Genomic DNA, 24106 nt, shown 5'->3' with positions numbered 1-24106 from the left:
GCGTTGCCGCGGATCTTGAGGACAGCCCATGGGCAGTGCGAGCACGGCGCCCCGCGTGGAAGGTGACATCACCGCGCGGGAGCGCCCTACACCAGAACAACAAGAGCTTGCGTCGCTGGGACTCAAGGTGGCGGCCAGCCGCCACCCCAAGGCTGAACAGGCGGCGCGTGAGCTGCATCACGAGCTCTATCATCCCGACCTGGGTTTCGTGCTGTTCTTCGTCAGCGCCGAATACGCGCTGGACCCCCTGGCCCAGGCCCTGGAGTCGACCTTCGGTGGGCTGCCGCTGGCGGGTTGCACCACGGCGGGTGAGATCACCCCGCTGGGGTACGAGCGCGGGTCCATCGTCGCCATCGGGTTCGATCGCCGTCATTTTGGCGTGGCCACCACCCTGCTCGAGGACCTCGAGAGCGTCTCCCTGATCGACGCCCAGCGTCGGGTGGAGTCGCTTCTTGCCACCGCCAGGGGGCATCTGGATGGCGAGGCCTTCGCGCTGACCCTGCTCGATGGGCTGTCGGCCAGCGAAGAGCAGGTGCTGACCACTCTGGACGCCGCCCTGGGAGGTATCCCGAGCTTCGGTGGCTCGGCTGGGGACGACAACCGACTGGCGCATACCCATGTGTTTGCCGGTGGGCGCTTTCACAGCGCGGCGGCGGTGGTGGTGCTGATCACCACCCACCATCCCTTCGAGGTGTTCTCGACCCATCACCTGGCGGCACGCCGTGACAAGCTAGTGGTCACCCGCGCCGACCCTGCGGGCCGGCGTGTGCTGGAGCTCAATGCCCTGCCCGCGGTGGACGAGTACGCTCGGCTGGTCGGTGTCTTGCCAAGCGAGCTCGATGAGGGCGTGTTTGCCCGCCACCCGTTGGCGGTCAAGCTGGGCGACGCCTACTACGTCCGCTCGATCCAGCGTGCCAACGCCGACGGTAGCCTCAGCTTCTACTGCGCGGTGGAGACCGGCATCGTGCTGACCGCCATGGCCGGCACGCCGATTCTCGAGGCCCTCGACGATACCCTGGGGGGCCTTCAGCGCCGATTGGGGCGACCTCAGTTGATCATCGGCTGTGACTGCTTTCTCAGGCGGCTGGAGTTCGAGGCGCTTGCGCAGATCGACGACGCCTCAGAGCGACTTTCCAGGGCCTCGGTGGTGGGCTTCAACACCTACGGTGAGCAGCACCACGGCATGCATATCAACCAGACCTTCACGGGGGTGGCGATTGGATCTGGTCGGTGAGCCAAGGCAGGATCGCGCCAGCAGTGCACTGGAACAGGAACTGCTGGAGGAAAACCATCGGTTACGCCGGATCTGCCAGGCGCTGATCGAGCGGGTCGAGTCCGCCGGGGCGGGCGGGGCACCCTATGGTGCCTTCGAGCACGCGGTGCTGCTCGCCGAGCAGGTGCGCGAGCGCACCGAGACCCTGCACCGAACCCTGGATGAACTGGCCGAAACCAATGCCCGTCTGGAGGAGGCCCGGCGCGACGCCGAGGCCGCCAATGCCTCCAAGACCCGCTTCCTGGCGGCGGTCAGCCACGACCTGCTGCAGCCGCTCAACGCCGCGCGGCTGTTTGCCAGCGCCCTGGAAGAGCGAAAGCTGCCGGAAGAATCCGGCCGCCTGGTGCAGCGTATCGATCGCTCGCTCAGCGACGTGGAATTGCTGCTGGGGACCCTGGTCGACATCTCGCGACTGGATGCCGGAGTGCTGACCCCGGACGTGGCCCCCTTCGCCGTCTCGCAACTGCTGGATGCGCTCGCCGAGGAATTTCGTCAGATGGCCGGCGCCCGCGGTCTGGCGTTTCGCTATGTGCCGAGTTCCGCCTGGGTCGAGTCCGACCTGGCGCTGCTGGCCCGGGTGATTCGCAACCTGATGTCCAACGCCGTGCGCTACACCGAGTCGGGGCGGGTGCTGCTCGGCTGTCGCAGACGTCGGGTCGGCCAGCAGTACTGGCTCGAGATCCTGGTGGGGGATACCGGTCCGGGCATCGACGAGGCTCGCCGTGACGAGATATTTCTGGAGTTTCGCCGCGGCAACGCCGCAGCCCCGGGGCAGGAGCGCGGGCTGGGGCTGGGGCTTGCCATCGTCGATCGCATCACCCGCCTGCTCGATCACCCCATCACCCTCAATAGCCGACCCGGCCAGGGCGCCCAGTTCTCGGTAAGCGTGCCCTGCGCTCGCCCGGCGCGTGCGGTGGCCCCGTCGGCCTCGACCCTGCAGCAGGCCGGCACGCGTCAACTGCAGAGTACCGAGGTATGGGTGCTGGACAACGATCCCGCCATCCTCGAGGGCATGAGCGCGCTGCTGGGTGGCTGGGGATGTCGGGCGCGCCTGGCGTCGCGAGTGGTTGAACTGGAACAGAGCCTGGCCGAGCGTCACGAGACACAGGGCATGGATAGGCAGTCGCCAACGGTGGTGATGATCGACTACCACCTGTCCAGCGACGAAGAAGATGGTCTGGCCCTGGCCCAGCGCCTGGCCGGCTCTCATATAGACCTGGCCCCGATACTGATCACCGCCAACCACGACGCCGAGATCAAGCGGCGTTGTCGTGAGCTTGGCTTCCCCTGTCTACTGAAGCCGCTGAAGCCTCTGCGCCTGCGTCAGGCACTGATGCACCTGCTCGACGTCGGTTGAGCCGTCTTGCCTTGGTCAGCGAGACGTTCTGCCTTCTAGCGCGCCCGTCGCCTGGCCAGGCAGGCCAGCAGGGTGGACTCGTCGGCTGCCAGGATCGCCTGAATACGGCTGCCGACGCCAAGCTTCTTGAGGATCGCCGAGACGTGGGTCTTGACCGTGGTCTCGGCGATATCGAGCTCGCGGGCGATGACCTTGTTGGAGGCGCCGCGAATCAGCAGGGACAGCACCTCGAGCTGCTTGACCGTCAACTGCTCGAGCGCGCCTGCATCGGCTGGACCCGTCACCCCCTGTGTCGCCCCCTGCGTCACAGGCGAGGCACTCGAGGCCTCGGCCGGGCGGCGCATGATCTCGGCGGGCAGATAGATCTGGCCGTCCAGGATCTGCTTGATCGCCGCCAGCAGGTCCGGGCGCGGCGTGGACTTCGGCAGGTAGCCGATGGCGCCCAGATCCAGGGCGCCGAGTACTGTGGCGCGCTCGCTTTCGGCCGACAGCACCGCCACCGGCACCGCCGGAAAGGCCCGGCGCAGTTCGCGCAGTCCGTCCAGGGCCGAGGCGTCAGGCAGATTCAAGTCCAGCAGTACCAGGTCGACGTCGTCGTCGGCGTCGAGGGCGCTGGTCAGCGCGGCGAAGCAGTCCGCCTCGCGCAGCTCGGTGCCGGGCAGGCCCGATTGAATGACCGCGGCAATGGCGTCGCGAAAGAGCGGGTGATCGTCAGCCACCATCAGGCTGTGCATGTCTGGCGTCCCGGTTGTCTGTGTCCTTGGTCGGTCTCCTACCGAAGGAGGAGGCGCTCTCCTGCCAGGGCAGTATGTCGCAAGCCAGGTTCCTGACCAAGACTGGAGTGGCAGACAACTACAACATCCTTTCCAAGGAGACACGCCATGATCTACGCCAACCCCGGACAACCCGACGCCGTGGTCAGCTTCGACGAGCGCTACGGCAACTATATCGGCGGCGAGTTCGTCGCTCCGGTCAAGGGTCAGTACTTCGACAACGTAAGCCCGGTCAACGGCCAGGTGTTCTGCCAGATCCCCCGCTCCGGCGTCGAGGATATCGACAAGGCGCTGGACGCCGCCCATGGGGCAGCGCCGGCCTGGGGGCGCACCTCCGCCGGCGAGCGCAGCAATATCCTCTTGAAGATCGCCGAGCGCATCGAGGCCAACCTGGAGGCGCTGGCGGTGGCCGAGTGCTGGGACAACGGCAAGGCGGTGCGCGAGACCCTGAACGCCGATATTCCGCTGGCGGTGGACCACTTCCGCTACTTCGCCGGCTGCATTCGTGCCCAGGAAGGCACCGCCGCTGATATCGACGCCAACACCGTGGCCTATCACTTCCACGAGCCACTGGGCGTCGTCGGCCAGATCATCCCCTGGAACTTTCCGCTGCTGATGGCCACCTGGAAGCTGGCCCCGGCGCTGGCCGCCGGCAACTGCGTGGTGCTCAAGCCCGCCGAGCAGACCCCGGCCTCGATCCTCAAGCTGATGGAGGTGATCGGTGACCTGCTGCCTCCCGGCGTGGTCAACGTGGTCAACGGCTTCGGCGCCGAGGCGGGGGAGGCCCTGGCCACCAGCAAGCGCATCGCCAAGATCGCCTTTACCGGTTCCACCCCGGTGGGCTCGCACATCCTCAAGTGCGCTGCCGACAACATCATTCCTTCTACCGTGGAGCTTGGCGGCAAGTCGCCCAACATCTACTTCGCCGACATCATGAACGCCGAGCCGGAGTTCATCGACAAGGCCGCCGAGGGGCTGGTGCTGGCCTTCTTCAACCAGGGTGAGGTATGCACCTGCCCGTCGCGGGCGCTGATCCAGGAGAGCATCTACGAGCCGTTCATGGCCAAGGTGATGGAGCGGGTCACCACCATCAAGCGTGGCAACCCACTGGACACCGAGGTCCAGGTCGGCGCCCAGGCCTCCAAGGAGCAGTTCGACAAGATCATGTCCTACATGGACGTGGCCCGGGAGGAAGGCGCCGAGTTCCTGACCGGTGGCAACCAGGCCAAGCTCAATGCCGATCTGGACACCGGCTACTACATCGAACCGACGCTGCTCAAGGGCAACAACAAGATGCGCGTCTTCCAGGAAGAGATCTTCGGCCCGGTGGTGGCGGTGACCACCTTCAAGGATGAGGAAGAAGCCCTGGCGATTGCCAACGACACCGAATTCGGCCTTGGCGCCGGCGTCTGGAGTCGTGACATCAACGTGGCCTTCCGCATGGGGCGTGGCATCCAGGCCGGTCGCGTATGGACCAACTGCTACCACCAGTATCCCGCCCACGCCGCCTTCGGCGGCTACAAGAAGTCCGGCGTCGGTCGCGAGACCCACAAGATGGCACTCGAGCATTACCAGCAGACCAAGAACCTGCTGGTGAGCTACGACACCAATCCCCTCGGTTTCTTCTAAAGGGAGTCGATCCGGGCCCGGTACCACCGGGCCCGGGAAGCTTCACCCCAGCGGCCTGACGCCGTTTGACTCTCAGCGCCGCGACCGTTCACCGGGTGTCCCCGGACACCTTTCTCCTCTGTACCGTCCTTCCTTGATAGCGGGCGGACAGAGACCCTTTTTGCCCGGATCAGGGCAAGGAGCACAACAATGCAAAGCACCATGGAAGCCGCCGTCGTTCGTCAGTTCGGTCAGCCCTTGACCCTCGAGGAGGTCGAGGTGCCGCGTCCCGCCAGGGGCGAGGTTCTGGTCAAGATCGCCGCCTCCGGGGTCTGCCATACCGACCTGCACGCCGCCCACGGCGACTGGCCGGTCAAGCCCAACCCGCCATTTATTCCCGGACACGAAGGCGTCGGCGAGATTGCCGCGGTGGGTGAAGGCGTCAGCCACGTCAAGGAAGGCGATCGGGTGGGGATTCCCTGGCTGTACAGCGCCTGCGGCCACTGCGAGCACTGCCTGGGCGGTTGGGAGACCCTGTGTGAGTCCCAGCAGAACACCGGCTACTCGGTCAACGGTGGCTTCGCCGAGTACGCCATCGCCGACGCCGGCTTCGTCGGCCATCTGCCGAGCAACGTCGGCTTCGTCGAGATCGCCCCGGTACTTTGCGCCGGCGTCACCGTCTACAAGGGCCTGAAGATGACCGATACCCGCCCGGGGCAGTGGGTGGTGATCTCTGGCATCGGTGGTCTTGGCCATATGGCGGTGCAGTACGCCGTGGCCATGGGCCTGAACGTGGCGGCGGTGGACGTGGCCGACGACAAGCTGGAGCTGGCACGACGGCTCGGCGCCACGGTCACCGTCAACGCCTTGAAGGAGGACCCGGTGGCGGCGATCAAGCGGGACATCGGCGGCGCCCATGGGGCCCTGGTCACGGCGGTCTCGCCGAAGGCCTTCGAGCAGGCCCAGGGCATGGTCCGGCGCGGTGGCACCATCGCCTTGAACGGCCTGCCGCCGGGAGACTTTCCGCTTCCGATCTTCGATACCGTGCTCAACGGCATCACCGTGCGTGGCTCCATCGTCGGTACCCGCCAGGACCTTCAGGAGGCGCTGGACTTTGCCGGTGAAGGCAAGGTCAAGGCCACCGTCTCCACCGACCGTCTGGCCAATATCAACGACATCTTCGGCCGCATGATCGATGGCAAGATCGAGGGCCGAGTCGTGCTCGATATGCAGGGCTAGGTTGACTGAGCAGCGGCGACCGATACAGCAGGGCGGCGACACCGGGTGTCGCCGCCCTGTCATATGCATGTGATGTCCTTGTCATCCTTGCCTACGCTGGTGTCGCGGCACCATCCATGGCATCTCGAACCCGCAAGGAGCCGACCGCATGAGTACCGACCATCACGTTCCTCTGGCCCTGGAGGCCGTCATCTTCGACTGGGCCGGGACCCTGGTCGACTTTGGCTCCTTCGCCCCGACCCAGGTGTTTGTCGAGGTGTTCGCCGAGATCGGTGTGGCCGTAAGCCTCGACGAAGCCCGCGGCCCCATGGGCATGAGCAAGTGGGACCATATCCGCGCCCTGTGCGATCTGCCCGACATCGCCGAGCGTTTTCGTCGGGCCTGTGGCCACTCGCCGAGCGACGAGGACGTCGACGTGCTCTATCGGCGGTTCATGCCGTTGCAGGTGGCCAAGGTGGCCGAGCATTCCGCGCCGATTCCTGGCGCCCTGGAATGTCTCGCGGGGCTGCGTGGAAGAGGGCTAAAGATCGGTTCCTGCTCCGGCTATCCCGCCGAGGTGCTGGCGCCGGTGCGCCGTGCGGCGCGCCAGGCGGGGCTCGAGGTGGACCACGCCGTCGCCGGTGACGAGGTGGTGCGCGGGCGACCCGGGCCGGCCCAGGCGCTGGCCAATGTGGTGGCGCTCGGTATCGGTGATGTGGCGGCTTGCGTCAAGGTCGATGATACCGCTCCCGGCATCGAGGAGGGCCGCGCCGCCGGCATGTGGTCGGTGGCGGTGACCGATACCGGCAACGCCATGGGACTGGATCTCGAGGGTTACCAAGCGACCGCGCCGGATGCGCTCGAGCGGCGCCGGCGCCACGTAGCCGAGCGACTGAGCGCCTGTCGTCCCCACTACCTGATCACAAGCGTCGCCGAGCTTGACGGTGTGCTGGATCAGATCGCGGCTCGGCTCGCCAGGGGAGAGCGGCCCCAGGCCTCGTGAAGGTCAGCTCGTGGAAAAAACGGACAGGTCGAGTGCGTGGCTGTGTCCCAGCCAGATGACGCCCTGGGTATGGTCGAAGAGGTCGTCGTCGGTACCCAGATGCACGAAGATGTCCAGCTCGCCTCGGTGGATGGCGAGCCAGGGCACGATCTCGCCGAAGGCCTCGGCCGCGAAGGATAGCTGGCAGCTCCAGCGAGGATGCGGCCCCACCGGTTGTTGATGAAAACGCCCCACCTGAACGGCAAAGCGCGCCTGGCATTGCTCGGCCAGGGTCCTGGCCTGGGCAAGCCCTTCGGCATCGTCGTAGTAGAGGTGGGCGTGGTAGTAGCGAATCTGGTCGACGTCGGGCATGGGACTCTCCTGGGCGCTCTGCTGATGACGTCGACAAGGATCGCGTCCCTGGCGATGCATGGCAATCGCGGTGTCACGCCCGCCTGCCTACCAGCGTTACATACTGAAGCGGCGGCCCTGGGGCCGCCGCTGTCACTTGCTCCGGCGTCGTCGGTGACGACCTTGCCGGGTCACGCTCAGGGTTCCTGGGTCGTGCCCTGGGGCGGCTCGCCGATAAAGCCCGGCATGGCCGGCGTCGGCGTGCCCTGGCGGGCGATCGCCAGGAACTGCAGGTGGCGTTCGTACTCGCCGAGCACGTCATCGATGACCTGACCCCGGGTGTAGCCATTGAGGTTCTGACCCACACCGCCTTCGGCCAGATGTACGTCCAGGCGCAGGTAGTAGTCATCGTCCGCCGGCACGAAGCTCGGCGTGCGCATGCGATGGGGGCGGACCTGGTAGACGAAGCTCTGCATCGCCTCGAAGTCCACCTGCAGGGTCAGCCGCGGCAGCGGTTCGCCCTCGACCTGTTCCTCGCTCAGGGTGGCCGACTGGCCGCGACGCTCGAGTTCCTCGACGAACTGTTTCAGGCCCGGGCGCAGGGCGTGCTCCATGGTCGACTCGGCACCGGCGCGGTTGGAGGTGTCCAGCGCCCGATCCAGGCGTTCCTTCCAGTTGCCGCCTTCGCCGCTGGCCGCGACCAGCTTGCGCGCGTCGGCCTTTTCCTTCTCGGTGCGCAGGGCCCGGGCCAGTCCCACCATGATGGCGAACATCACCAGCGAGAACGGCAGGGCGGTGATCACCACCGCGCTTTGCAGGGCGTCGAGGCCGCCGGCCATCAGCAGGGCGATGGTAATCAGGCCGATCACCGCCGCCCAGAAGATGCGCAGGCGGATCGGCGCGTCGTGGTTGACGTCACGCAAGATCGAGGTGAAGTTGGCCAGCACCAGGGCGCCGGAGTCCGCCGAGGTGACGAAGAACACCACCCCGAGCAGGGTGACCACCGAGGCGGTGACGCCGATGTAGGGGTACTGCTCGAGGAAGGTGTAGATGGTGGTCTGGGGGGTGGCCAGCGCCTGCTCTCCGAGCACCGCCAGGCCGTCATTGGCGACCATGTCGATGCCGGCGTTACCGAAGATCGACATCCACGCCATCATGAAGCCCAGCGGAATCAGCAGGGCGCCAAGGGCGAACTGACGAATGGTGCGCCCGCGCGAGATGCGCGCCAGAAACAGCCCGACGAAGGGCGTCCAGGCGATCCACCAGCCCCAGAAGAAGATGGTCCACCAGCCTTTCCACTGCTGGGCGTCGCTGCCGGCGAAGGCGTAGGTGTCGAAGCTCTTGCCGACGAAGCCACTGAAGTAGTCGCCGACGTTGAGTACCAGGGCGTTGAGCAGCGCCAGGGTGTCACCCTGGAACAGCACGAACAGCAGCAGGGCGGCGGCCAGCAGCATATTGAACTCGGACAGCCGGCGAATGCCCTTCTCGACGCCGGTGACCACCGAGATGGTCGCCAGGATCACCACCAGCACGATCAACACCACCTGGGTCGACAGGCTTTCGGGTACGCCGAACATGAAGCTCAGGCCGTAGTTGAGCTGGATGACGCCGATACCGAGGCTGGTGGCGATGCCGAACACGGTGGAGATCACCGCGGTGATATCGACGGCGTTGCCGATGGGGCCGTAGATGCGCTTGCCCAACAGCGGGTAGAGAGCGCTGCGGATGGCCAGCGGCAGGCGATGGCGATAGCTGAAGTAGGCCAGTGCCATGCCCATCAGCACGTACATGCCCCAGCCGGTCAGGCCCCAGTGGAGGAAGGTCTGAGGCACCGCCTGCCTAAGTGCGGCGGCGCTTTCCGGGGCCATGTCCGGGGGCGTCAGGTAGTGCGACAGCGGCTCGGCCACGCAGAAGAACAGAAGGTCGATACCGATGCCTGCGGCGAACAGCATCGAGGCCCAGGACAGCAGCGAGAATTCCGGGCGCGAGTGGTCCGGGCCGAGGCGAATGTTGCCGACCCGGGACAGGCTGATGACCAGCACGAACACCAGATAGGCCACGGCGGCCAGCATGTAGTACCAGCCGAAGGTGTCGTTGACCCAGGCAAGACCGCTGTCGAACAGGGCACCGGCCCGCTCGGTGAAGGTCATGGTGAAGAACAGAAAGACCACGATGCCGGCTACCGCGCCGTGAAAGACGACGGGGTTGAGGCGATCGCGGGAGGCGCTCTCGTGATGTGACATGCACGTGCTCCCTCGAGGATGAAGTGAGACAGAGCCTGCCCGGCGAGGCTATCGCCGTTCTCCACGATGCCATCCTGGCATCCTGATGCTGCTTCCGTGAGCGTTACGCCATTTTGTTAATTGACCGACCAATTAACAAAATGATGATGGCGGAGTGGCCGAGTCGTGGCTCGGCACCTGTTGGCGGCTCTTGCGAAGGGTCTGGGCGACCCACCGCGGCCAGGGGCGCGCGGTTATTTTATTGATTGAACGTTCAATAAAATACAGAGATGGGGAGCATCTTTCAACCCGAGGGGGAGAAACGGCGGGCAGGGGGCGCACGAAAACGCCATGCCCGAGGCTCGGACATGGCGCGTTGGTACGGGGCTTTCTGGTCTCCCGGGTCGGCGCCTATGGCCGAACCGAGGGCGTCAATATCAGGCCTCGGGGGCGTGATGCTTTTCGGGACCATGAGCGCGGTGCTCACCCGGACCACCGCGCGGGTGGTCGCCGTGGCCCGGCATCATGGTGTGCTTCAGTTCACGCAGCTGGCGCTCGTCGAGGATCTCGGCCAGCTGGTCACGGGTGGAGGACATCAGTTCGCGCCAGGCGTCATGACGGGCTTCGGGGTTCTCGAACTCCTGGGCCTTCAGCGCTTCGGCGCCTTCCTTGAAAGATTCGCGAGCGGCGTTGAACGCTTCGCGCTCGTCGTCGGACAGCTCCCACTTGTCGACCAGGGCGTTGATGCGCTCCTCGCGCAGCTCGTGGCGGGCACGTTCGAGGGCGGCGACACCGTCTTCACCGAGGATTTCCATGCGCTGCTCGCGGAAATCGTCGTTGAGTTCCTTGATCTCCTGACGGTGCTCCATGGCGGCCTGCTTCAGGGCTTCGCGGGTCTCGGCGTCGATGCCGGCGCGGTCAAACAGCTCGGCGCGCATCTCGCCCCCTTCGTGGCGCGGGCCTTCGGGGCGGTCGGGCGAGGCCGTCGCGGTCATGGCGACCGGCAGCAGGGCGGCAGAGACAGCGGCGGACAGCAGGGCCTTGCGGGCAAATGTCATTTTCATGGGTCGACTTCCTTCAGCGTTGATGCCTCGTCACAGGACGTGGCGTTATGGCGGGCGATGCCCTTGTTGACGTGATCCATCTTGACCCTGGCTCGTGCAAGGCTGATGCAGCCAATGTGCAGAGAAGCGGCAAGCGCAGACGAGTTTGTGCAACGCAGGGTTCGAATTTTCGGCGGGGCAGTGGAGCCGAGGCCGAGGAGTCGGCGCCGGTGAAATTTTCTTCAATACCGAAGGGCGTCATCGCGTCAGCCTGAAACGCCATCCTGTGAGGCATGTGTGATGACGTTTTCTCTGGAAGAACTGCTGGCGATCTTTGCCTTCTCGCTGGTGGCCTCGATATCGCCGGGCCCGGTCAACCTGCTGATCCTGTCCACCGGCGTGGGTCACGGCTGGCGCCGAGCGATGCCCCTGGTGGTGGGTGCCAGCGGCGGTTTTACCCTGCTGCTGGGCCTGCTCGCCGCGGGGCTCGGGAGTGTCTGGCTGGCGCTGCCCGGGCTTCAGTGGCTGGTGCGGCTGGCGGGCCTGAGCTTTGTGGCCTGGCTGGCCTGGCGCCTGTTGACGGACGCAGGCGACTGGGGCACGGACCAGCGGCGCGAACCGCCGGGGCCCGCCACCGGCGCGCTGATGCAGTGGCTCAACCCCAAGGCCTGGATCGCCTCGTTGGCAGGGCTGGGACTGTTCACGGCGGGACGGGAAAGCGTCGATATCGCGCTTTTCACCCTGGTCTGGGGCAGCGTCTGTCTGGCGAGCGCCATCGGCTGGGCGTGGCTTGGTGGACACGCCCGGGGCTGGCTGTCGTGCGAGGCAAGACGGCGGGTCCTCCAGCGCCTGCTGGCGGCCTTGCTGATTTTTAGTGGCGCGCTGATGCTGCTGTGAGGCAGCTTGCGGACACCGGTCCGACGGTCAGGCGCGCTGCTTAAGGTGCTGAATCTGACCCTTCAACGGGCCTGGCATCTGACCCTGCATCTGATCCTGCATATGACTCTGGATATAGTGCCCCGGAGTGGTGGCCAGCAGCTTCTTGAAGGTGCGTTGCAGGTGCGCCTGGTCGGCGAAGCCGCAGTCGTTGGCGACCGCAGCGATGGGATCGCCCCGTCGCAGTCGTTGCCTGGCGTGACGCACGCGCAGGTCGATCAGCGCCGCATGGGGCGTGGTGGCATAGTGACGTCGAAAGCCCGAAATCAGGCTGGTGGCGCGGCACTCGGCGGCGGCGCAGAGGTCGTCCAGGCGCAGCTCTTGCTGCCAGTCATCGTGAAGACGCTCCCAGGCGCGCACCAGTCGCTCGGGAGGCGCGCCGTGTTCTGCCTCGCCTTGCGCCGGCAGGTCGAGCAGGCCTGTCAGGCGCTCGGCGAGCCGCTCAAGCACGGTCTCGCGCTCAAGCAGGCTGGCATCCCCATCGGCAAGGGCGTCGGTGGCGACGCGAATGACTTGGTGAAGGGCGGCGTCTTGCGTCGTCAGTGCCGAGAACACCGCGCCGTCGTCGCCGTCGAGGCCGCAGCGCTCGGTCAGCCAGGCGCTGTCCAGGTAGAGCATGTCATAGCCCCAGTCTCGCTCGCTCAAGGCGTTGCAGGCGTGGACGTCGCCGGGGTTGATCAGCACCACGTCTCCCTGGCGCACCTCAAGGGTACGGTGGCGGTTGAGGAAGCTCGAGTGGCCCTGGACGATCGCGCCCAGCGAGTGGGTGTCGTGGCTGTGGGGCGCGTGGCTTAGCCGGTGCCCGCCCCTGACTCGGCGCGCCTCGACCTGGGGCATCCGCGGGTCGCGCAGATAGCGGGAAAAGGTGGCAGCGATCCTGGGGGGCATGACGGTCTTCCTGGCAAGACGCGGTGGCTGCGTCGAGGTCTTCACTCTCGTCGATCCTGAGATGCCAGGCAAGAGACGCCTGCGCTGGATCAAGGGAGAGGGGAGTTTGTCAGGCATTTTTGGCGTCGCAACCCTTGGCGAGGCCAAAGCCTGATAGCCGTCAACGAGGCCCGCGGGGGGCATTGTTAAGGTCTGTCATCTTTTTTCAAGGCGCGCTGTCAATTCGACGAACGGTCAAGGGGACTTGGCTCGGCGTCGGACAGCAGCGTCACCTCAGACATCGAGATCCTCATGACAGACACCGTGACGTCCACCCGGGAGGCCGGCGAGGCCCCCAGCTATCGCGAGATGCACCGCGATGCCAGCGAATTTGCCAGCCGTTCCGACTACCTCGAGCATGAACTCAAGATCATGCGTCCCCGGCGCTATGGTCTTAATCTGATCGGCCGGGACTTCCACTTCGAACTCGAAGACCTGGTACCGGCGATTGCCGGCACCATCGGCATCATCGCCATGTACTCGGCGGTGATGATGTCCTGGGCCAATGGCCTGTCCGCCGCCTGGCCCGATGTCACCCTGGGGCGCGAGTTCGCCATCGCCGTCTCGCGTCTGGAGATGCTGTTGCCGGTCCTGCTGTTCTGCGTGCTGGGCTCGGGTATCTTCAATCCGCGTGCCAACCTGGCCGGCAATCACGGCCCGATGATTCCGCTGATCGCCAGCATGGCCCTTGCCGGTGCCCACCCGCTGGCCCTGGCGCTGTGGATCGGCGCCTTCGGCCTCGGCCTTTCCTGGGTCAAGGGCGGCTCGCGCCTGGTCAACCTGACCTCCCAGGGCACCGCCGGTGGTCTGCTGATCTTTCTCGGCTTTTCCGGCGCCATGAGCCAGATCGGTAGCCTCAAGGCGTGGGGCATGGGGCTCGAGGGCGAGATGGGTTACGTCGCCCTGGTGGTGTTGGCGGTCAATATCCTGCTGTACGCCGTGCTGGCGCGGCTGGGCAAGCGCTGGCTGGCGATTCCCGCCTGCGCGGTCACCGGCCTGGTGGTGGCGCTGGCGCTGGGTGCGGGCTTCGATCTCGAGTTCACCACCGAGACCGGCCTGCCGCCGCTCAGCCCCAGCTACTGGTGGGGCAGCACCGACCACGGCTGGATGCTGGGGCTGCCGAACATGCAGCACTTCATCGCCTCGCTGCCGTTCGCGATCCTGGCGGTTGCCATGTGGTCACCGGACTTTCTCGGTCATCGCATCTTCCAGGAGATGAACTATCCCAAGGGTACCGATCGGGTACTGATGGACGTCGACGACACCATGACGATGTGCTCGCTGCGTCAGGTGATCGGTACCGCCCTCGGCGGTGGCAATATCACCTCGTCCTGGGGCACCTATATGATCCCGGCGGCCATCGCCAAGCGGCCGATTCCCGCCGGCGCCATTTTGCTGGGGCTGTTGACCATCGCCATCGCCATCCTCGGCTTCCCCATGGACGTGGCGGTGTGGCCGCCGGTGATGTGCGTGGCGCTTTTGGTCGGAGTCTTCCTGCCGATGCTCGAGGCCGGCGTGCAGATGATCAAGGAAAGCCGCGACGCCCAGGCCGCCGGCGTTTGCCTGTTCGCCGCGGCGGTCACCAACCCGGTGCTGGCCTGGGCGGTGACCATGCTGCTCGACAACAACGGCTGGATCGGTGATCGCGAACGCGCCACTCGGCTGTCGCTGGCCGACCGCCTGATCATCCCCGCATCGGTGCTGGGGGTGTGTCTGTTCGCCATGCTGGCGGTGGGCATGTTCGAGGGACAGTACGGGATTCCCGCGCTGTTCTAGATAGGCCGCAAGTGCCATACGCAAGAGGCCGCCCAAGGGCGGCCTCTTGCGTTATTGGTGAGTGATCGGTGTCACTCTTCCGGCTGGTACTTGTAACCGACGCCGTAGACGGAGCGGATGATCTCCCGCTCGGGCCAGATATCGGCGATCTTCTTGCGCAGCTTCTTGATATGGCTGTCCACGGTGCGCTCGGAGACGATGCGGTGGTCGCGGTACATGTGATCCATCAACTGCTCGCGGGCGAAGATTCGACCCGGCGAGTGCATCATCACCTTGAGCAGCTGGAATTCCACCGCGGTGAGGCCAAGGTCCTGACCGTCGGCCAGGGCGCGCCAGCCGCTTTCGTCCAGCACCAGGTCGTGGTTGGCTTCGCTGTCCTGCTGGTGTGCCTGGCTGCGGCGCAGCACAGCCTTGACCCGGGCGACCACCTCGCGCGGGCTGAACGGCTTGCAGATGTAGTCGTCGGCACCCAGTTCGAGGCCCAGCAGGCGGTCGACCTCCTCGACTCGGGCGGTCAGCATCACCACCGCGATATCGGGCCAGCGCTGACGGATCTCGCGGCACAGGGTCAGGCCGTCGGTGCCAGGCAGCATCAGGTCCAGCAGCACCAGGCTGGGGCGTGACTCGGCCTCGCTGAGGTAGCCGACCACCTGGTCGCCGTGGTCGATATGGTGGGTGGCGTAGCCGCTACCCTCCAGGTAGTCCGCCACCAGACGGGCGATCTTGGGTTCGTCTTCGACGATCAGGATGTCGTCGAGACTGGCGTCGGTGTCGTTCATTCATCGTCCTCGTGCTGCTGATGGTCCGGCAGGGCCGGAAAACGCAGGGTCCAGCATAACCCGCCAAGCTCGGAAGGGGAGGGGCGCATGTCGGTGTCGTGGGCGCGGGCCAGGGCGGTGGCGATGGACAGCCCCAGGCCGCTGCCGCCGCTTGAGCGGTTGCGCGAGCCTTCCACCCGGTAGAGGCGTTCGGTCAGCCGCGGCAGTTCGTTGACCGGTACCCCGGGGGCGCTGTCTTCCCAGCGCAGCACCCAGTCGTCGGCCTCACGCCGCAGCGATACCTTGAGTCGCCCCGGCGCCTGGGTGTAGGCGCAGGTATTGTCAATCAGGTTGTTCCATAGCTGGCGCAGGCGCTGCAGGTCGCCGCGAATCCACGCCGGGCCCTGAATATCGTGCTCGAGGGTCAGGCCATGATCGGCAAGCCAGCCCTCGGCTTCGTCCAGCCGGGTGGCCAGTTGCTCGCCCAGGTCCAGCGGTGCGAGCTGGACTTCCAGTGCGCCGGCGTCGCTCTGGGACAGCAGGCGCAGGTCGGCGACCAGGCGCTCTAACTGGCCGACCTCCTGGGACAGCGAGCGCAGGTTGTCCTGGTCGAGGGCGCGAATGCCGTCCTGCATCGCTTCGATCTCGCCGCGCAGCACCGCCAGTGGGGTACGCAGCTCATGGGCGATGTCGGAAACCCAGCGGGTACGTGCCTCGCGGCTGGCTTCCAGGGTTTCCGCCAGCACATTGAAGTCGTGGGACAGGCTGGACAGCTCGTCGCGACCGCGCTCCGGCAGGCGGATGCTGTAGTCGCCCTCGGTCAGCCGGCGGGTGGCCATTGCCATGCCACGGGCGCGTCGGCCCATCCACCAGGACAGGGCGGCGGCCAGCAGCAGCGAGGTCAGCGCCAGGGCGATGACGATGATGGTCAGGTTGCGTTGCTGCTGGGCCAGAAACAGCCGGTCCATGCGTGCCATTAACTGCTCCGGCGGGCGATAGCCCAGGGTGCCGACCTGGCGGCCCGCGCTCATCACCGGCAGCCAGCGCAGTTCGGCGGCCATGTCGTCCTTGTCCGGGGGCAGGCCGATCACCGGCAGGCCGCTTTCGTCATGGAGCACGAAGTCCCTGGGGTCGCCCAGGTCGCCTTCGATGCTCATCGGCGGCAGGTTGTCGCCGGGCCAAAGCTGGCGGCGTACCAGGTGGTGCCAGGCGCGCGGCGACTGGCGCAGCCACTGCCAGTTCTGGCGTCGCGCCCAGGCCTCGCCGAGGCCTTCCGCCAGGGTCTCGGCGCGCTGGGTCTGGGAGCGGTCGAGGTACTCGATGAAGCCCTGGTCGAGGCTGCGCGAAATCGCCACGAACACCAGCCCGGCGATGGCCACATTGACCACCAGGATGATGACGAAGAGCTTCAGACCCAAGCGTGAGAAGGCCGGGCGAAACAGGCGTTTCGCGGACATGCGACGATTCCTTGACCGAAATGGCGAAAAAGATGAACACAGCATGCCATCGTCGGCGCCAAAAAGGCGCCAATAACGGTGAAACCTTTGTGCAGCCTTCGCCGACGGATGAGTCGAGCGATCACCTCAGTCCGTAGCGGTCAGACCGTCAGGGACAGCTTTCCCCGATCAGCAGTCGCGTTCCCAATAGGCGGTTCTCGGCGGGTTGCAGACCCAGCACCATGCGCGCGGCGACGCGCCCCTTCTCGATGCTGTCTTGGCGCACGGTGGTCAGGCGCGGGGCGCGGTACTGGCCTTCTTCGATACCGTCGAAGCCGGTCAGGCGCAGGTCCTCGGGGACGCGGATGCCACGCTGTTCGGCCAGGGTCAGGACGGTCAGGGCGATGCGGTCGGACATGCACAAGAGCAGGTCCGGGCGCTGTTCTGCTGGCAGGTCGAGGATCTTCTCGATCACCGGGGCGCAGACCGCGTGGGTGTTCTCGTCGATGTTCCACACCGGGACGCCGGTGGGGTCGATGTCGTGTTCGTCCAGGGCGCGGTGGAAACCGTCCAGGCGCGAGCGGGTGATGGTGCGATGGGCATCGAGACAGCGATGCTCGGCACTCACCGGGCCATTATAGGATTCATCGATCAAGCGCAGGCTGAGGATGCCGACCCGCCGTGGACGTTTTTTCAGTGCGTGGCAGGCGATGGCGTGGCAGGCCGGTTCGTTGTCGATATGGACGGTGGGGCGGGCATCGATATGAAAGTCCACCCCGACCAGTGGACGCTGGGCCGGCAGCTCGTTGATCAGCCGATCCCCGGGCATCAGACCATAGACGACAAAGCCGTCGGCCATGCTGGCGGAGCCCGGGTGACAGAGTGCGTCGGCGTGACGGGGAGATTCGGGCTGACGTCCCGACAGCAGCAGCAGGGTGTGCCCGTGGGCGTCGAGCACCTCGGTGATGCCGGTCAGAAGCTCGCTTGAAACCGCGTCGTTGAGGCTGTAGGTCAGGGTCTCTGCCAGCACCACCGCGACGATGCGGGACTGCCCGGTGCGCAGGCTGCGGGCCCTGGCGTCGGGGCCGCGGTAGCCCAGGCGTCGGGCCTCCTCGAGGATGTGCTCGCGCAGGGCGCGAGACAACTGATCGGGGCGATTGAAGGCGTTGGAGACGGTGGCCGTAGAGACCCCAAGTCGCTGGGCCAGATTCTTCAGGGTGATGGGGCGGTCCTCAGGATTCACCACGGGCTTGTCTTCCTTGCTGCGTGCACTCGACAGCATAAAGCGCTGGGCCACCGGGCGTCACGGCTTGGCAGCGCAACCGGGCATCTTATTCCAGCATCACAGCGCTACCGAAAAGCGCTGAATGAGTGGTTGTCGTGATCCGGCATCATAGGGCGACCATAAAGCGCTGAATGAGTGGTTGTTGCGAACCGGCATCATAGTGCTTCCATAAAGCGCTGAATGAGTGGTTGTCGTGATCCGGCATCATAGGGCCACCATAAAGTGCTGAATGAGTGGTTGTTGCGACCCGGCATCATAGTGCGACCATAAAGCGCTGAATGAGTGGTTGTCGTGACCCGGCATCATAGGGCGACCAGAAACAGAATGAGTGGTGGTGACAGCAGCGACAGGATAAAGCCGCTGACCACGGCGATGGGCACGCAGCGCACGCCACCGTGCTGCTGGATCACCGGCAGGGTGAAGTCCATCGAGGTGGCACCGCCATAACCGATCGCCAGGGGTGCGTAGCGTCGCATGACCAGCGGAATCAGCACGAAGGCCAGCAGTTCCCGGGTCAGGTCGTTGAAGAAGGCGACGCCGCCCAGGGCCGGCCCCAGGTGTTCGCCGATCAGAATACCGGACAGCGAGTACCAGCCGAAGCCCGAGGCCATGGCCAGGCCCTCGTTCCAGGCGAGCCCGAGCATCGGTGCCGCGGCGAGTCCACCGATCAGCGAGCTTGCCGCCAGGGTCATGGCGATGAACAGGCCATGACGATTTAGCAGGATCTGTTTGAGCGGCATGCCGGAGTTGCGCAGCTGGCAGCCGATCAGCGTCAGCAGTACGTAGAGCACCCATTCTGCCAGGTGTTCCGCCAGCTCGAAGGGCGTCGTCCCCCAGCGTCCCACCAGCATCAGCCCGATGACCAGCCCTGCGATCACCACCCCGACCAGTGACAACGAACCCGCCATGGCCGCCAGCTTGCTGGTCGGGGCGCCGTCGATCACGCGTTTTTCGCCAAGGTCCAGGCGCAGTCGACGCGACAGCCACCACAGGGCGGCCAGGTTGAAGGCCGAGATGACCACGAACAGCAACAGCGCCTGGCCGCCCATGCGCGACAGCTGAGTGCCCAGGTCGGGCAGGCCCGCCAGGCTCACCCCCATCAACAGCAGGATCAGGTAGATCGATGCGCTGACGCCGCGATTGATCCAGGCCATGACGCTTGCGCGGCGTACCGGTACCAGATAGCCCAGCACCAGCGGCAGCAGCACGATCAACAGACCGGTGAACATGAACGAACTTCCTTGCTCGATGGAGGCGGTGCGTGTCGGTCAGGCACCGCATCGATGAGTTGCTGCGCTCGTGAGCCCGTCCGTCGAGGATGAGCAGGACAAATCGGTGGTCAACGGCGCGACCAAAAGCGCAATACTCTATGCAAGTTTCACAAGGGAGAAAAGACGACCAAAGCGTCAGTGGTCGGCAAGATCGGCGCCATACCCCGGACGTCGACAAGGCATCCTGGCAACGAGCCGTCGGCCTCGGCGGGGCGGAAGGCCGGATGGTGGTGAGGCAGGGCGGCTGAACAAGCCCCTGACCAAGCGCGCAAAAAGGCGCCCGAGGAAGGGAGAGACGGAGCAGCTTCAGTTGTTGGAAGTGGTCAAGGAGGTCAGGCTCAGCCGACTGACCCGCTCGCCGCGTTTGATGTAGTCCACCCCCAGCAGCAGGCCGGGCAGGTCCGGGTGGAAGGCCACGACCATGTGGCGGTCGTCCTTGCCGGGCTCGACCAGGCGGACCCGCAGGGCGTCCACCATGCGCCCGTTCACGTCGATGGCGGCGGTGGGCAGAGGGCTTGCGACCAGTGTCTCGATGTCGCCCTTGTGATCGAGATAGTGAATCTCGCAGCCGCTGGCGCAGCGCTCTCGCTGGACGCTACGTGACAGATCCACCAGTGCGGTCTGACGGTCGGGGTGACGCAGTAGCTGACGGTTGTCCAGTCGGTAGCTCTTGCCGATGCCCAGCAGACGATAGCCACTGGAATAGCCCAGCGCACGCAAGCCGTCGCCGTTCTCGGCGAAGCGCGCGGTTTCCTGACCTTCGGCGATGGCCACCTGGGCGCGCATGTCGCTGCGCCAGTGATCGCCTTCGCGGTACACCCGATGATGCACGGTGGCATCGGGCCAGCCGTCCACCGACAGGTGGTAGCGGGCATCGAAGCTGGCCATCGATGCGGCTTGTGCTGCAAACGGCAGCAAGAACAGTAGCCATAGCAGCCCCGCCGCGAGGCGCGGGCGAAGAGACGGCGAGCGGTAGGCGATGGAGTTGCTGGGCATAGTAGCGTCCGCTGCTTGAGTGGCATATGGAAACGAGCTGTCACCTTGGGAGGCCGGTGCGGCCTGAAGGTTCCCCGGCGGGCTGGCAGAAGCGCGGTCCAGTGGTTACGCTGCATTACAGCATGGTCGCCATCATGACCCTGCGCCGCCCCTCAATGACCAAGGAGTTTGCCACATGGCACGTTTGCTGCTGCTCGCGGGAGATTTTGTCGAGGACTACGAAATCATGGTGCCCTTCCAGGCGCTGCAGGCCATGGGGCATCGTGTCGATGCGGTGTGCCCCGACAAGAAGGAAGGCGACAAGGTCAAGACCGCCATCCATGACTTCGAGGGCGACCAGACCTACACCGAAAAGGCCGGGCATCTGTTCGCGCTCAACGAGACCTTCGCCGACATCACTCTGGCCGACTACGACGCCCTGGTCATCCCCGGTGGGCGAGCGCCGGAGTACCTGCGCCTGGACGAGCGCGTGCTGGAAGTGGTGCGCCACTTCGTCGACAGCGAGAAGCCGGTGGCCGCTGTCTGCCACGGCGCCCAGCTTCTGGCGGCGGCGGTGTCACTGTCAGGACATCGTATCTCGGCCTATCCCGCCTGCGCCCCCGAGGTACGCCTGGCGGGTGGCAAATTCGTCGACATCGAAGTCACCGACGCCATCACCTGCGGCAAGTTCGTGACCGCGCCAGCCTGGCCCGCGCACCCGGAGTGGCTGCGCCAGCTCAACGAATTGCTGTAGGCCCGCCAGTCCGGCCCCTTCTGGCCTGGGTACAGGCCCAGGCCAGGAGTGAGGCCAGATCCCTTGGAAACCCAACCGTTGGGCTCTTGGCAGAAAGCCACTTGACGACGACTAGACGACTGGTCTAGTGTCTGGGGCATGACAACCAAGGCTCCCACACGTGACCTGTTGATACAGGTCGGCATGAACACCTTTGCCGAGCACGGCTATACGGCGACGGGCATCAATACGGTGCTCAAGGCTGCTGGCGTGCCCAAGGGTTCCTTCTACCACTATTTCTCCAGCAAGGAGGCCTTCGGCCTTGCCGTGGTCGAGGTGTTCGCCGAAGACTACGACGAGCGCTTCCAGGCGCTGCTGGTGAATTCCCACGACGCCCCCGTTGCGCGCCTGCGCCACTATTTTGAAGACGTGCGCCAGGCGATGGCCGAGTGCGGCCACACCCGGGGTTGCCTGATCGGTACCCTCGGCCAGGAAATGTCATCCCAGAGCGATTGCCTGCGCGATGCCCTAGACGCCATCTTCAAGCGCTGGGAAGGCTACTTCACCAGCTGCCTCAAGGAAGGCCAGGCCGACGGCAGCGTGCGTGACGACATCACGCCCCAGGCCATGGCGGCCTTTATTCTGGCGGGCTGGCAGGGGGCGCTGCTGCGCTCCAAGATGGCCAGAACCTGTGAGCCACTGACCGAATTCGAGAATACGTTACTGGCCTGTATCAAACGCTAACGCATCGAGGTGAAGGCGTGGCAGGGTGGGTCCTCGATTCCCCTGCCGTTTTCTTGGTCCTAAGTAATAATAGACTGGTCTATAAAAGCCTCTATTTTTGTACAAAACTGCTTGATATGTGATGCATGAGTTGTACGGTAAGTGCTGAACATTCGCTAAAACGTTAGTCGAACACCTTGGGCAGCCGTTGGCGACGAGCCAACGAAGCGCCAGCCACCGTGCAGCCGTGCATCCTCGCTGAGGCCGCAGCGCCTCGTGGTATCAGCTTCACGACAGGAGATTTCCATGAGCGAGCAAGATCCCCTCTATACCCCGCAGGTCCTCGGTGACATCACCTTGCCAAACCGAGTGCTGATGTCGCCGCTGACCCGTTCTCGCGCGGCCCAACCGGGGGACGTGCCCCAGGCGATGAATGTCGAGTACTACCGTCAGCGGGCCGGCGCGGGCCTGATCCTGAGCGAGGCCACCCAGATCTCGCCCCAGGGCAAGGGTTACGCCTTTACCCCGGGCATCCATAGCCAGGAGCAGATCGCTGGCTGGCGCCGTGTCACCGACGCCGTGCATGACGCCGGCGGTCGTATGCACGCCCAGCTATGGCACGTGGGAAGAATCTCGCATCCGGAGCTGCAGCCCGGTGGCGCCGACCCGGTGGCGCCCTCGGCGATTAAGCCTGAAGGCGCCAAGACCTTCATCAGCGCCGAGTCCGGCATGGTGGAAGTGCCGACCCCGCGTGCGCTCGACACCGACGAGCTTCCAGGCATCGTCGAGCAGTACCGCCAGGCGGCGATCAACGCCCGCGAAGCCGGTTTCGACGGCGTCGAGGTGCACGCCGCCAACGGCTACCTGCTCGATCAGTTCATCAAGTCCGACAGCAACGCGCGCACCGATGCCTACGGTGGCAGCCTGGAAAACCGCCTGCGACTGCCTCTCGAAGTGGTGCGTGCGGTGGTCGACGTCTGGGGCAAGGGCCGTGTCGGGGTGCGCATCAGTCCCACCGGCAGCTTCAACGATGTCCACGACCAGAAGCCCGAGGAGACCTTCCCGGCCTTCGCCGCCGCGCTCGACGAGATCGGCATCGCCTACCTCGAGGTCGTGGAAGATTCCTTCCAGGGCAACCACGAGAATGGTCGCCCCGAGTCGATCATCAGCGCCATCCGCGAGCGCTTCAGCGGTGTCTATATCGCCAATGGCGCCTACAGCGCGGAGGAAGCGCGTGAGCGCATCGCCGCCGGCAAGACCGATCTGGTGACCTTCGGGCGTCCCTTTATCGCCAATCCGGACCTGCCGGAGCGCTTTCGTCGCGGAGCAGAGCTCAATGAGCCGGACTACGACACCTTCTACGGCGGCGATGAAAAGGGATATACCGACTACCCGTTTCTCGAAGACCGCTAGCGCTTGAAGTTCGCTGGCGCGATGACATCTTTTTCTCGATGACGGCCAAGCGGTTCGCCGTCTTGCCAACGTCATCGATCTGGAACATTTCAAGGGGCCTTGGAGGCCCGACAGGAGGACCGCATGGACGTGAACAACCTGAACACCGACGGTATCAAGGACAAGGTCGTGATCATCACCGGTGCCAGCAGTGGGCTGGGTGAGGCCACCGCCAAGCGCCTGGCCAAGGGCGGTGCCCGCCTGGTGCTGGGCGCGCGTCGCGAGGACCGCCTCAAGGCACTGTGCGACGACATCAAGGCAGACGGTGGCCAGGCCGTCTACCGTGTCACCGACGTGACCAGCCGTGAGCAGGTCGAGGCCCTGGCCAAGCTTGCCCGCGACGAATTCGGGCGCATCGACGTGCTGGTCAACAACGCCGGGCTGATGCCGCTTTCGCCGTTGGACAAGCTCAAGGTCGACGAGTGGGAGCAGATGGTCGACGTCAACATCAAGGGCGTGCTCTACGGTATCGCCGCGGTGCTGCCGACCATGCGCGAACAGCACGAAGGCCACGTGATCAACCTGTCCTCGGTCGCCGGGCATGTGGTGTTCCCCGCCGCGTCGGTCTATTGCGCGACCAAGTTCGCGGTCAAGGCGCTGACCGAGGGCCTGCGTCAGGAATCCAATGGCGAGATTCGCGCGACCAATATCTCTCCTGGCGCGATCGACACCGAATTGACTCGGACGATCAGCGATGATGAGACCGCCGAGGGGGTCAACGAGCTCTACACCCTGGCCATCGATGCCGATGCAGTGGCGCGGGCGATCGCCTTTGCGGTAGAGCAGCCGGGGGACGTCGACGTCAACGAACTGATCCTGCGCCCCACTCGCCAGGAGCTGTAAGGGCTGGCGTTCGACTGGCGTCGCCGTCCCGGGAGACGCCAGTCCGGCCGCGGCGCAATACGCCAGGTCGCTCCAAGGTGCTTCGTCTGACGCTATTTTTCGCTAGGCTTGTGTATCTTTACTGCATCAATGAGCCCGGCGGTGCCGGGTGGTGCCCCACTCAA

At 65.4% G+C, this 24106-nt stretch carries 21 protein-coding genes; 11 read left to right on the top strand and 10 right to left on the bottom strand.

Annotated elements, in window-relative coordinates; translation table 11 throughout:
* Positions 1-28 precede the first annotated feature (28 nt).
* Complete coding sequence (gene nosP / locus KUV74_RS06675; protein WP_222515963.1) at positions 29-1234, top strand: nitric oxide-sensing protein NosP; 1206 nt, start codon at positions 29-31, stop codon at positions 1232-1234.
* Positions 1218-2630 (top strand): hybrid sensor histidine kinase/response regulator, encoded by a 1413-nt coding sequence (locus KUV74_RS06670; RefSeq protein ID WP_261395159.1) that lies wholly within the window; start codon positions 1218-1220, stop codon positions 2628-2630. The genes nosP and KUV74_RS06670 overlap by 17 nt, the downstream gene beginning before the upstream one ends.
* A 35-nt stretch (positions 2631-2665) precedes the next feature.
* Here KUV74_RS06670 and KUV74_RS06665 read toward each other — a convergent pair whose 3' ends face one another.
* Entirely contained in the window at positions 2666-3364 is a 699-nt protein-coding gene (locus KUV74_RS06665) for a response regulator (protein WP_222515962.1), read from the bottom strand.
* Positions 3365-3511: 147 nt separating this feature from the next.
* On the opposite strand from KUV74_RS06665, the gene KUV74_RS06660 reads away from it, so the two are divergent.
* The 3 genes from KUV74_RS06660 to phnX all read left to right on the top strand — a co-directional run bounded on the left by KUV74_RS06660 (position 3512) and on the right by phnX (position 7232).
* Positions 3512-5032 carry an aldehyde dehydrogenase family protein gene (locus KUV74_RS06660; protein WP_222515961.1) on the top strand — a complete coding sequence of 507 codons (1521 nt, stop codon included), beginning with the start codon at positions 3512-3514 and terminating at the stop codon, positions 5030-5032.
* Positions 5033-5221: 189 nt separating this feature from the next.
* Positions 5222-6250 (top strand): alcohol dehydrogenase AdhP, encoded by a 1029-nt coding sequence (gene adhP / locus KUV74_RS06655; RefSeq protein ID WP_108132457.1) that lies wholly within the window; start codon positions 5222-5224, stop codon positions 6248-6250.
* 148 nt (positions 6251-6398) lie between these two features.
* Positions 6399-7232 carry a phosphonoacetaldehyde hydrolase gene (gene phnX, locus KUV74_RS06650; protein ID WP_108132458.1) on the top strand — a complete coding sequence of 278 codons (834 nt, stop codon included), beginning with the start codon at positions 6399-6401 and terminating at the stop codon, positions 7230-7232.
* A gap of 3 nt (positions 7233-7235) precedes the next feature.
* Here phnX and KUV74_RS06645 read toward each other — a convergent pair whose 3' ends face one another.
* From KUV74_RS06645 to KUV74_RS06635, 3 genes are all read right to left on the bottom strand, one after another.
* On the bottom strand, positions 7236-7583 hold the full coding sequence (locus KUV74_RS06645; protein ID WP_181248601.1) for a DOPA 4,5-dioxygenase family protein: 348 nt from the start codon (positions 7581-7583) through the stop codon (positions 7236-7238).
* Positions 7584-7759: 176 nt separating this feature from the next.
* A complete protein-coding gene (gene betT / locus KUV74_RS06640) occupies positions 7760-9805 on the bottom strand; it encodes a choline BCCT transporter BetT (RefSeq protein ID WP_222515960.1) in 2046 nt (681 codons plus the stop codon).
* 416 nt (positions 9806-10221) lie between these two features.
* A complete protein-coding gene (locus KUV74_RS06635; RefSeq protein WP_222515959.1) occupies positions 10222-10848 on the bottom strand; it encodes a hypothetical protein in 627 nt (208 codons plus the stop codon).
* Positions 10849-11127: 279 nt separating this feature from the next.
* Between KUV74_RS06635 and KUV74_RS06630 the strand changes: the two genes are divergently transcribed.
* Positions 11128-11724, top strand: a complete 597-nt coding sequence (locus KUV74_RS06630; RefSeq protein WP_045994069.1) for a LysE family translocator — start codon at positions 11128-11130, stop codon at positions 11722-11724.
* Between the two features lie 27 nt (positions 11725-11751).
* Here the strand turns inward: KUV74_RS06630 and KUV74_RS06625 are convergent, their stop codons facing one another.
* The gene (locus tag KUV74_RS06625; RefSeq protein ID WP_045994068.1) at positions 11752-12651 is read right to left on the bottom strand and encodes a helix-turn-helix transcriptional regulator; all 900 of its coding nucleotides are present in this window, start codon (positions 12649-12651) and stop codon (positions 11752-11754) included.
* Positions 12652-12942: 291 nt separating this feature from the next.
* On the opposite strand from KUV74_RS06625, the gene KUV74_RS06620 reads away from it, so the two are divergent.
* Positions 12943-14466, top strand: coding sequence for a DUF3360 family protein (locus tag KUV74_RS06620; protein WP_222515958.1), 1524 nt, complete (start codon positions 12943-12945; stop codon positions 14464-14466).
* 71 nt (positions 14467-14537) lie between these two features.
* Here KUV74_RS06620 and KUV74_RS06615 read toward each other — a convergent pair whose 3' ends face one another.
* From KUV74_RS06615 to KUV74_RS06595, 5 genes are all read right to left on the bottom strand, one after another.
* Positions 14538-15245: a response regulator gene (locus tag KUV74_RS06615; protein ID WP_045994066.1), complete on the bottom strand. Its 708-nt coding sequence runs from the start codon at positions 15243-15245 to the stop codon at positions 14538-14540.
* Positions 15242-16681, bottom strand: a complete 1440-nt coding sequence (locus KUV74_RS06610; RefSeq protein ID WP_222515957.1) for an ATP-binding protein — start codon at positions 16679-16681, stop codon at positions 15242-15244. The genes KUV74_RS06615 and KUV74_RS06610 overlap by 4 nt, the downstream gene beginning before the upstream one ends.
* Positions 16682-16829: 148 nt before the next feature.
* Positions 16830-17957 (bottom strand): LacI family DNA-binding transcriptional regulator, encoded by a 1128-nt coding sequence (locus KUV74_RS06605; protein ID WP_315900725.1) that lies wholly within the window; start codon positions 17955-17957, stop codon positions 16830-16832.
* Between the two features lie 290 nt (positions 17958-18247).
* The gene (locus KUV74_RS06600) at positions 18248-19174 is read right to left on the bottom strand and encodes a lysine exporter LysO family protein (RefSeq protein ID WP_222515956.1); all 927 of its coding nucleotides are present in this window, start codon (positions 19172-19174) and stop codon (positions 18248-18250) included.
* Between the two features lie 348 nt (positions 19175-19522).
* Entirely contained in the window at positions 19523-20212 is a 690-nt protein-coding gene (locus KUV74_RS06595) for a hypothetical protein (RefSeq protein ID WP_045992038.1), read from the bottom strand.
* A gap of 175 nt (positions 20213-20387) precedes the next feature.
* Here KUV74_RS06595 and KUV74_RS06590 point away from each other — a divergent pair, with 175 nt between their 5' ends.
* From KUV74_RS06590 to KUV74_RS06575, 4 genes are all read left to right on the top strand, one after another.
* A complete protein-coding gene (locus KUV74_RS06590; RefSeq protein WP_222515955.1) occupies positions 20388-20945 on the top strand; it encodes a DJ-1/PfpI family protein in 558 nt (185 codons plus the stop codon).
* 138 nt (positions 20946-21083) lie between these two features.
* Complete coding sequence (locus KUV74_RS06585; protein WP_108132469.1) at positions 21084-21668, top strand: TetR/AcrR family transcriptional regulator; 585 nt, start codon at positions 21084-21086, stop codon at positions 21666-21668.
* Between the two features lie 285 nt (positions 21669-21953).
* Positions 21954-23060: an alkene reductase gene (locus KUV74_RS06580; RefSeq protein WP_222515954.1), complete on the top strand. Its 1107-nt coding sequence runs from the start codon at positions 21954-21956 to the stop codon at positions 23058-23060.
* Positions 23061-23183: 123 nt separating this feature from the next.
* Positions 23184-23942, top strand: a complete 759-nt coding sequence (locus KUV74_RS06575; protein ID WP_045992034.1) for an SDR family oxidoreductase — start codon at positions 23184-23186, stop codon at positions 23940-23942.
* Positions 23943-24106: the final 164 nt, after the last annotated feature.

Source organism: Halomonas sp. DP1Y21-3, assembly GCF_019801245.1.
Lineage (GTDB): Bacteria > Pseudomonadota > Gammaproteobacteria > Pseudomonadales > Halomonadaceae > Halomonas > Halomonas litopenaei.
The sequence above is the reverse complement of the archived record's forward strand: the minus strand, read 5'-3'. Positions and strand labels throughout refer to the sequence as shown.

Coding starts and splice junctions, on each gene's coding strand:
- nosP (WP_222515963.1), top strand. CDS start 29: ATGGGCAGTGCGAGCACGGCGCCCCGCGTGGAAGGTGACATCACCGCG.
- KUV74_RS06665 (WP_222515962.1), bottom strand. CDS start 3,364: ATGCACAGCCTGATGGTGGCTGACGATCACCCGCTCTTTCGCGACGCC.
- KUV74_RS06660 (WP_222515961.1), top strand. CDS start 3,512: ATGATCTACGCCAACCCCGGACAACCCGACGCCGTGGTCAGCTTCGAC.
- adhP (WP_108132457.1), top strand. CDS start 5,222: ATGCAAAGCACCATGGAAGCCGCCGTCGTTCGTCAGTTCGGTCAGCCC.
- phnX (WP_108132458.1), top strand. CDS start 6,399: ATGAGTACCGACCATCACGTTCCTCTGGCCCTGGAGGCCGTCATCTTC.
- KUV74_RS06645 (WP_181248601.1), bottom strand. CDS start 7,583: ATGCCCGACGTCGACCAGATTCGCTACTACCACGCCCACCTCTACTAC.
- betT (WP_222515960.1), bottom strand. CDS start 9,805: ATGTCACATCACGAGAGCGCCTCCCGCGATCGCCTCAACCCCGTCGTC.
- KUV74_RS06635 (WP_222515959.1), bottom strand. CDS start 10,848: ATGAAAATGACATTTGCCCGCAAGGCCCTGCTGTCCGCCGCTGTCTCT.
- KUV74_RS06630 (WP_045994069.1), top strand. CDS start 11,128: ATGACGTTTTCTCTGGAAGAACTGCTGGCGATCTTTGCCTTCTCGCTG.
- KUV74_RS06625 (WP_045994068.1), bottom strand. CDS start 12,651: ATGCCCCCCAGGATCGCTGCCACCTTTTCCCGCTATCTGCGCGACCCG.
- KUV74_RS06620 (WP_222515958.1), top strand. CDS start 12,943: ATGACAGACACCGTGACGTCCACCCGGGAGGCCGGCGAGGCCCCCAGC.
- KUV74_RS06615 (WP_045994066.1), bottom strand. CDS start 15,245: ATGAACGACACCGACGCCAGTCTCGACGACATCCTGATCGTCGAAGAC.
- KUV74_RS06610 (WP_222515957.1), bottom strand. CDS start 16,681: ATGTCCGCGAAACGCCTGTTTCGCCCGGCCTTCTCACGCTTGGGTCTG.
- KUV74_RS06600 (WP_222515956.1), bottom strand. CDS start 19,174: ATGTTCACCGGTCTGTTGATCGTGCTGCTGCCGCTGGTGCTGGGCTAT.
- KUV74_RS06595 (WP_045992038.1), bottom strand. CDS start 20,212: ATGCCCAGCAACTCCATCGCCTACCGCTCGCCGTCTCTTCGCCCGCGC.
- KUV74_RS06590 (WP_222515955.1), top strand. CDS start 20,388: ATGGCACGTTTGCTGCTGCTCGCGGGAGATTTTGTCGAGGACTACGAA.
- KUV74_RS06585 (WP_108132469.1), top strand. CDS start 21,084: ATGACAACCAAGGCTCCCACACGTGACCTGTTGATACAGGTCGGCATG.
- KUV74_RS06580 (WP_222515954.1), top strand. CDS start 21,954: ATGAGCGAGCAAGATCCCCTCTATACCCCGCAGGTCCTCGGTGACATC.
- KUV74_RS06575 (WP_045992034.1), top strand. CDS start 23,184: ATGGACGTGAACAACCTGAACACCGACGGTATCAAGGACAAGGTCGTG.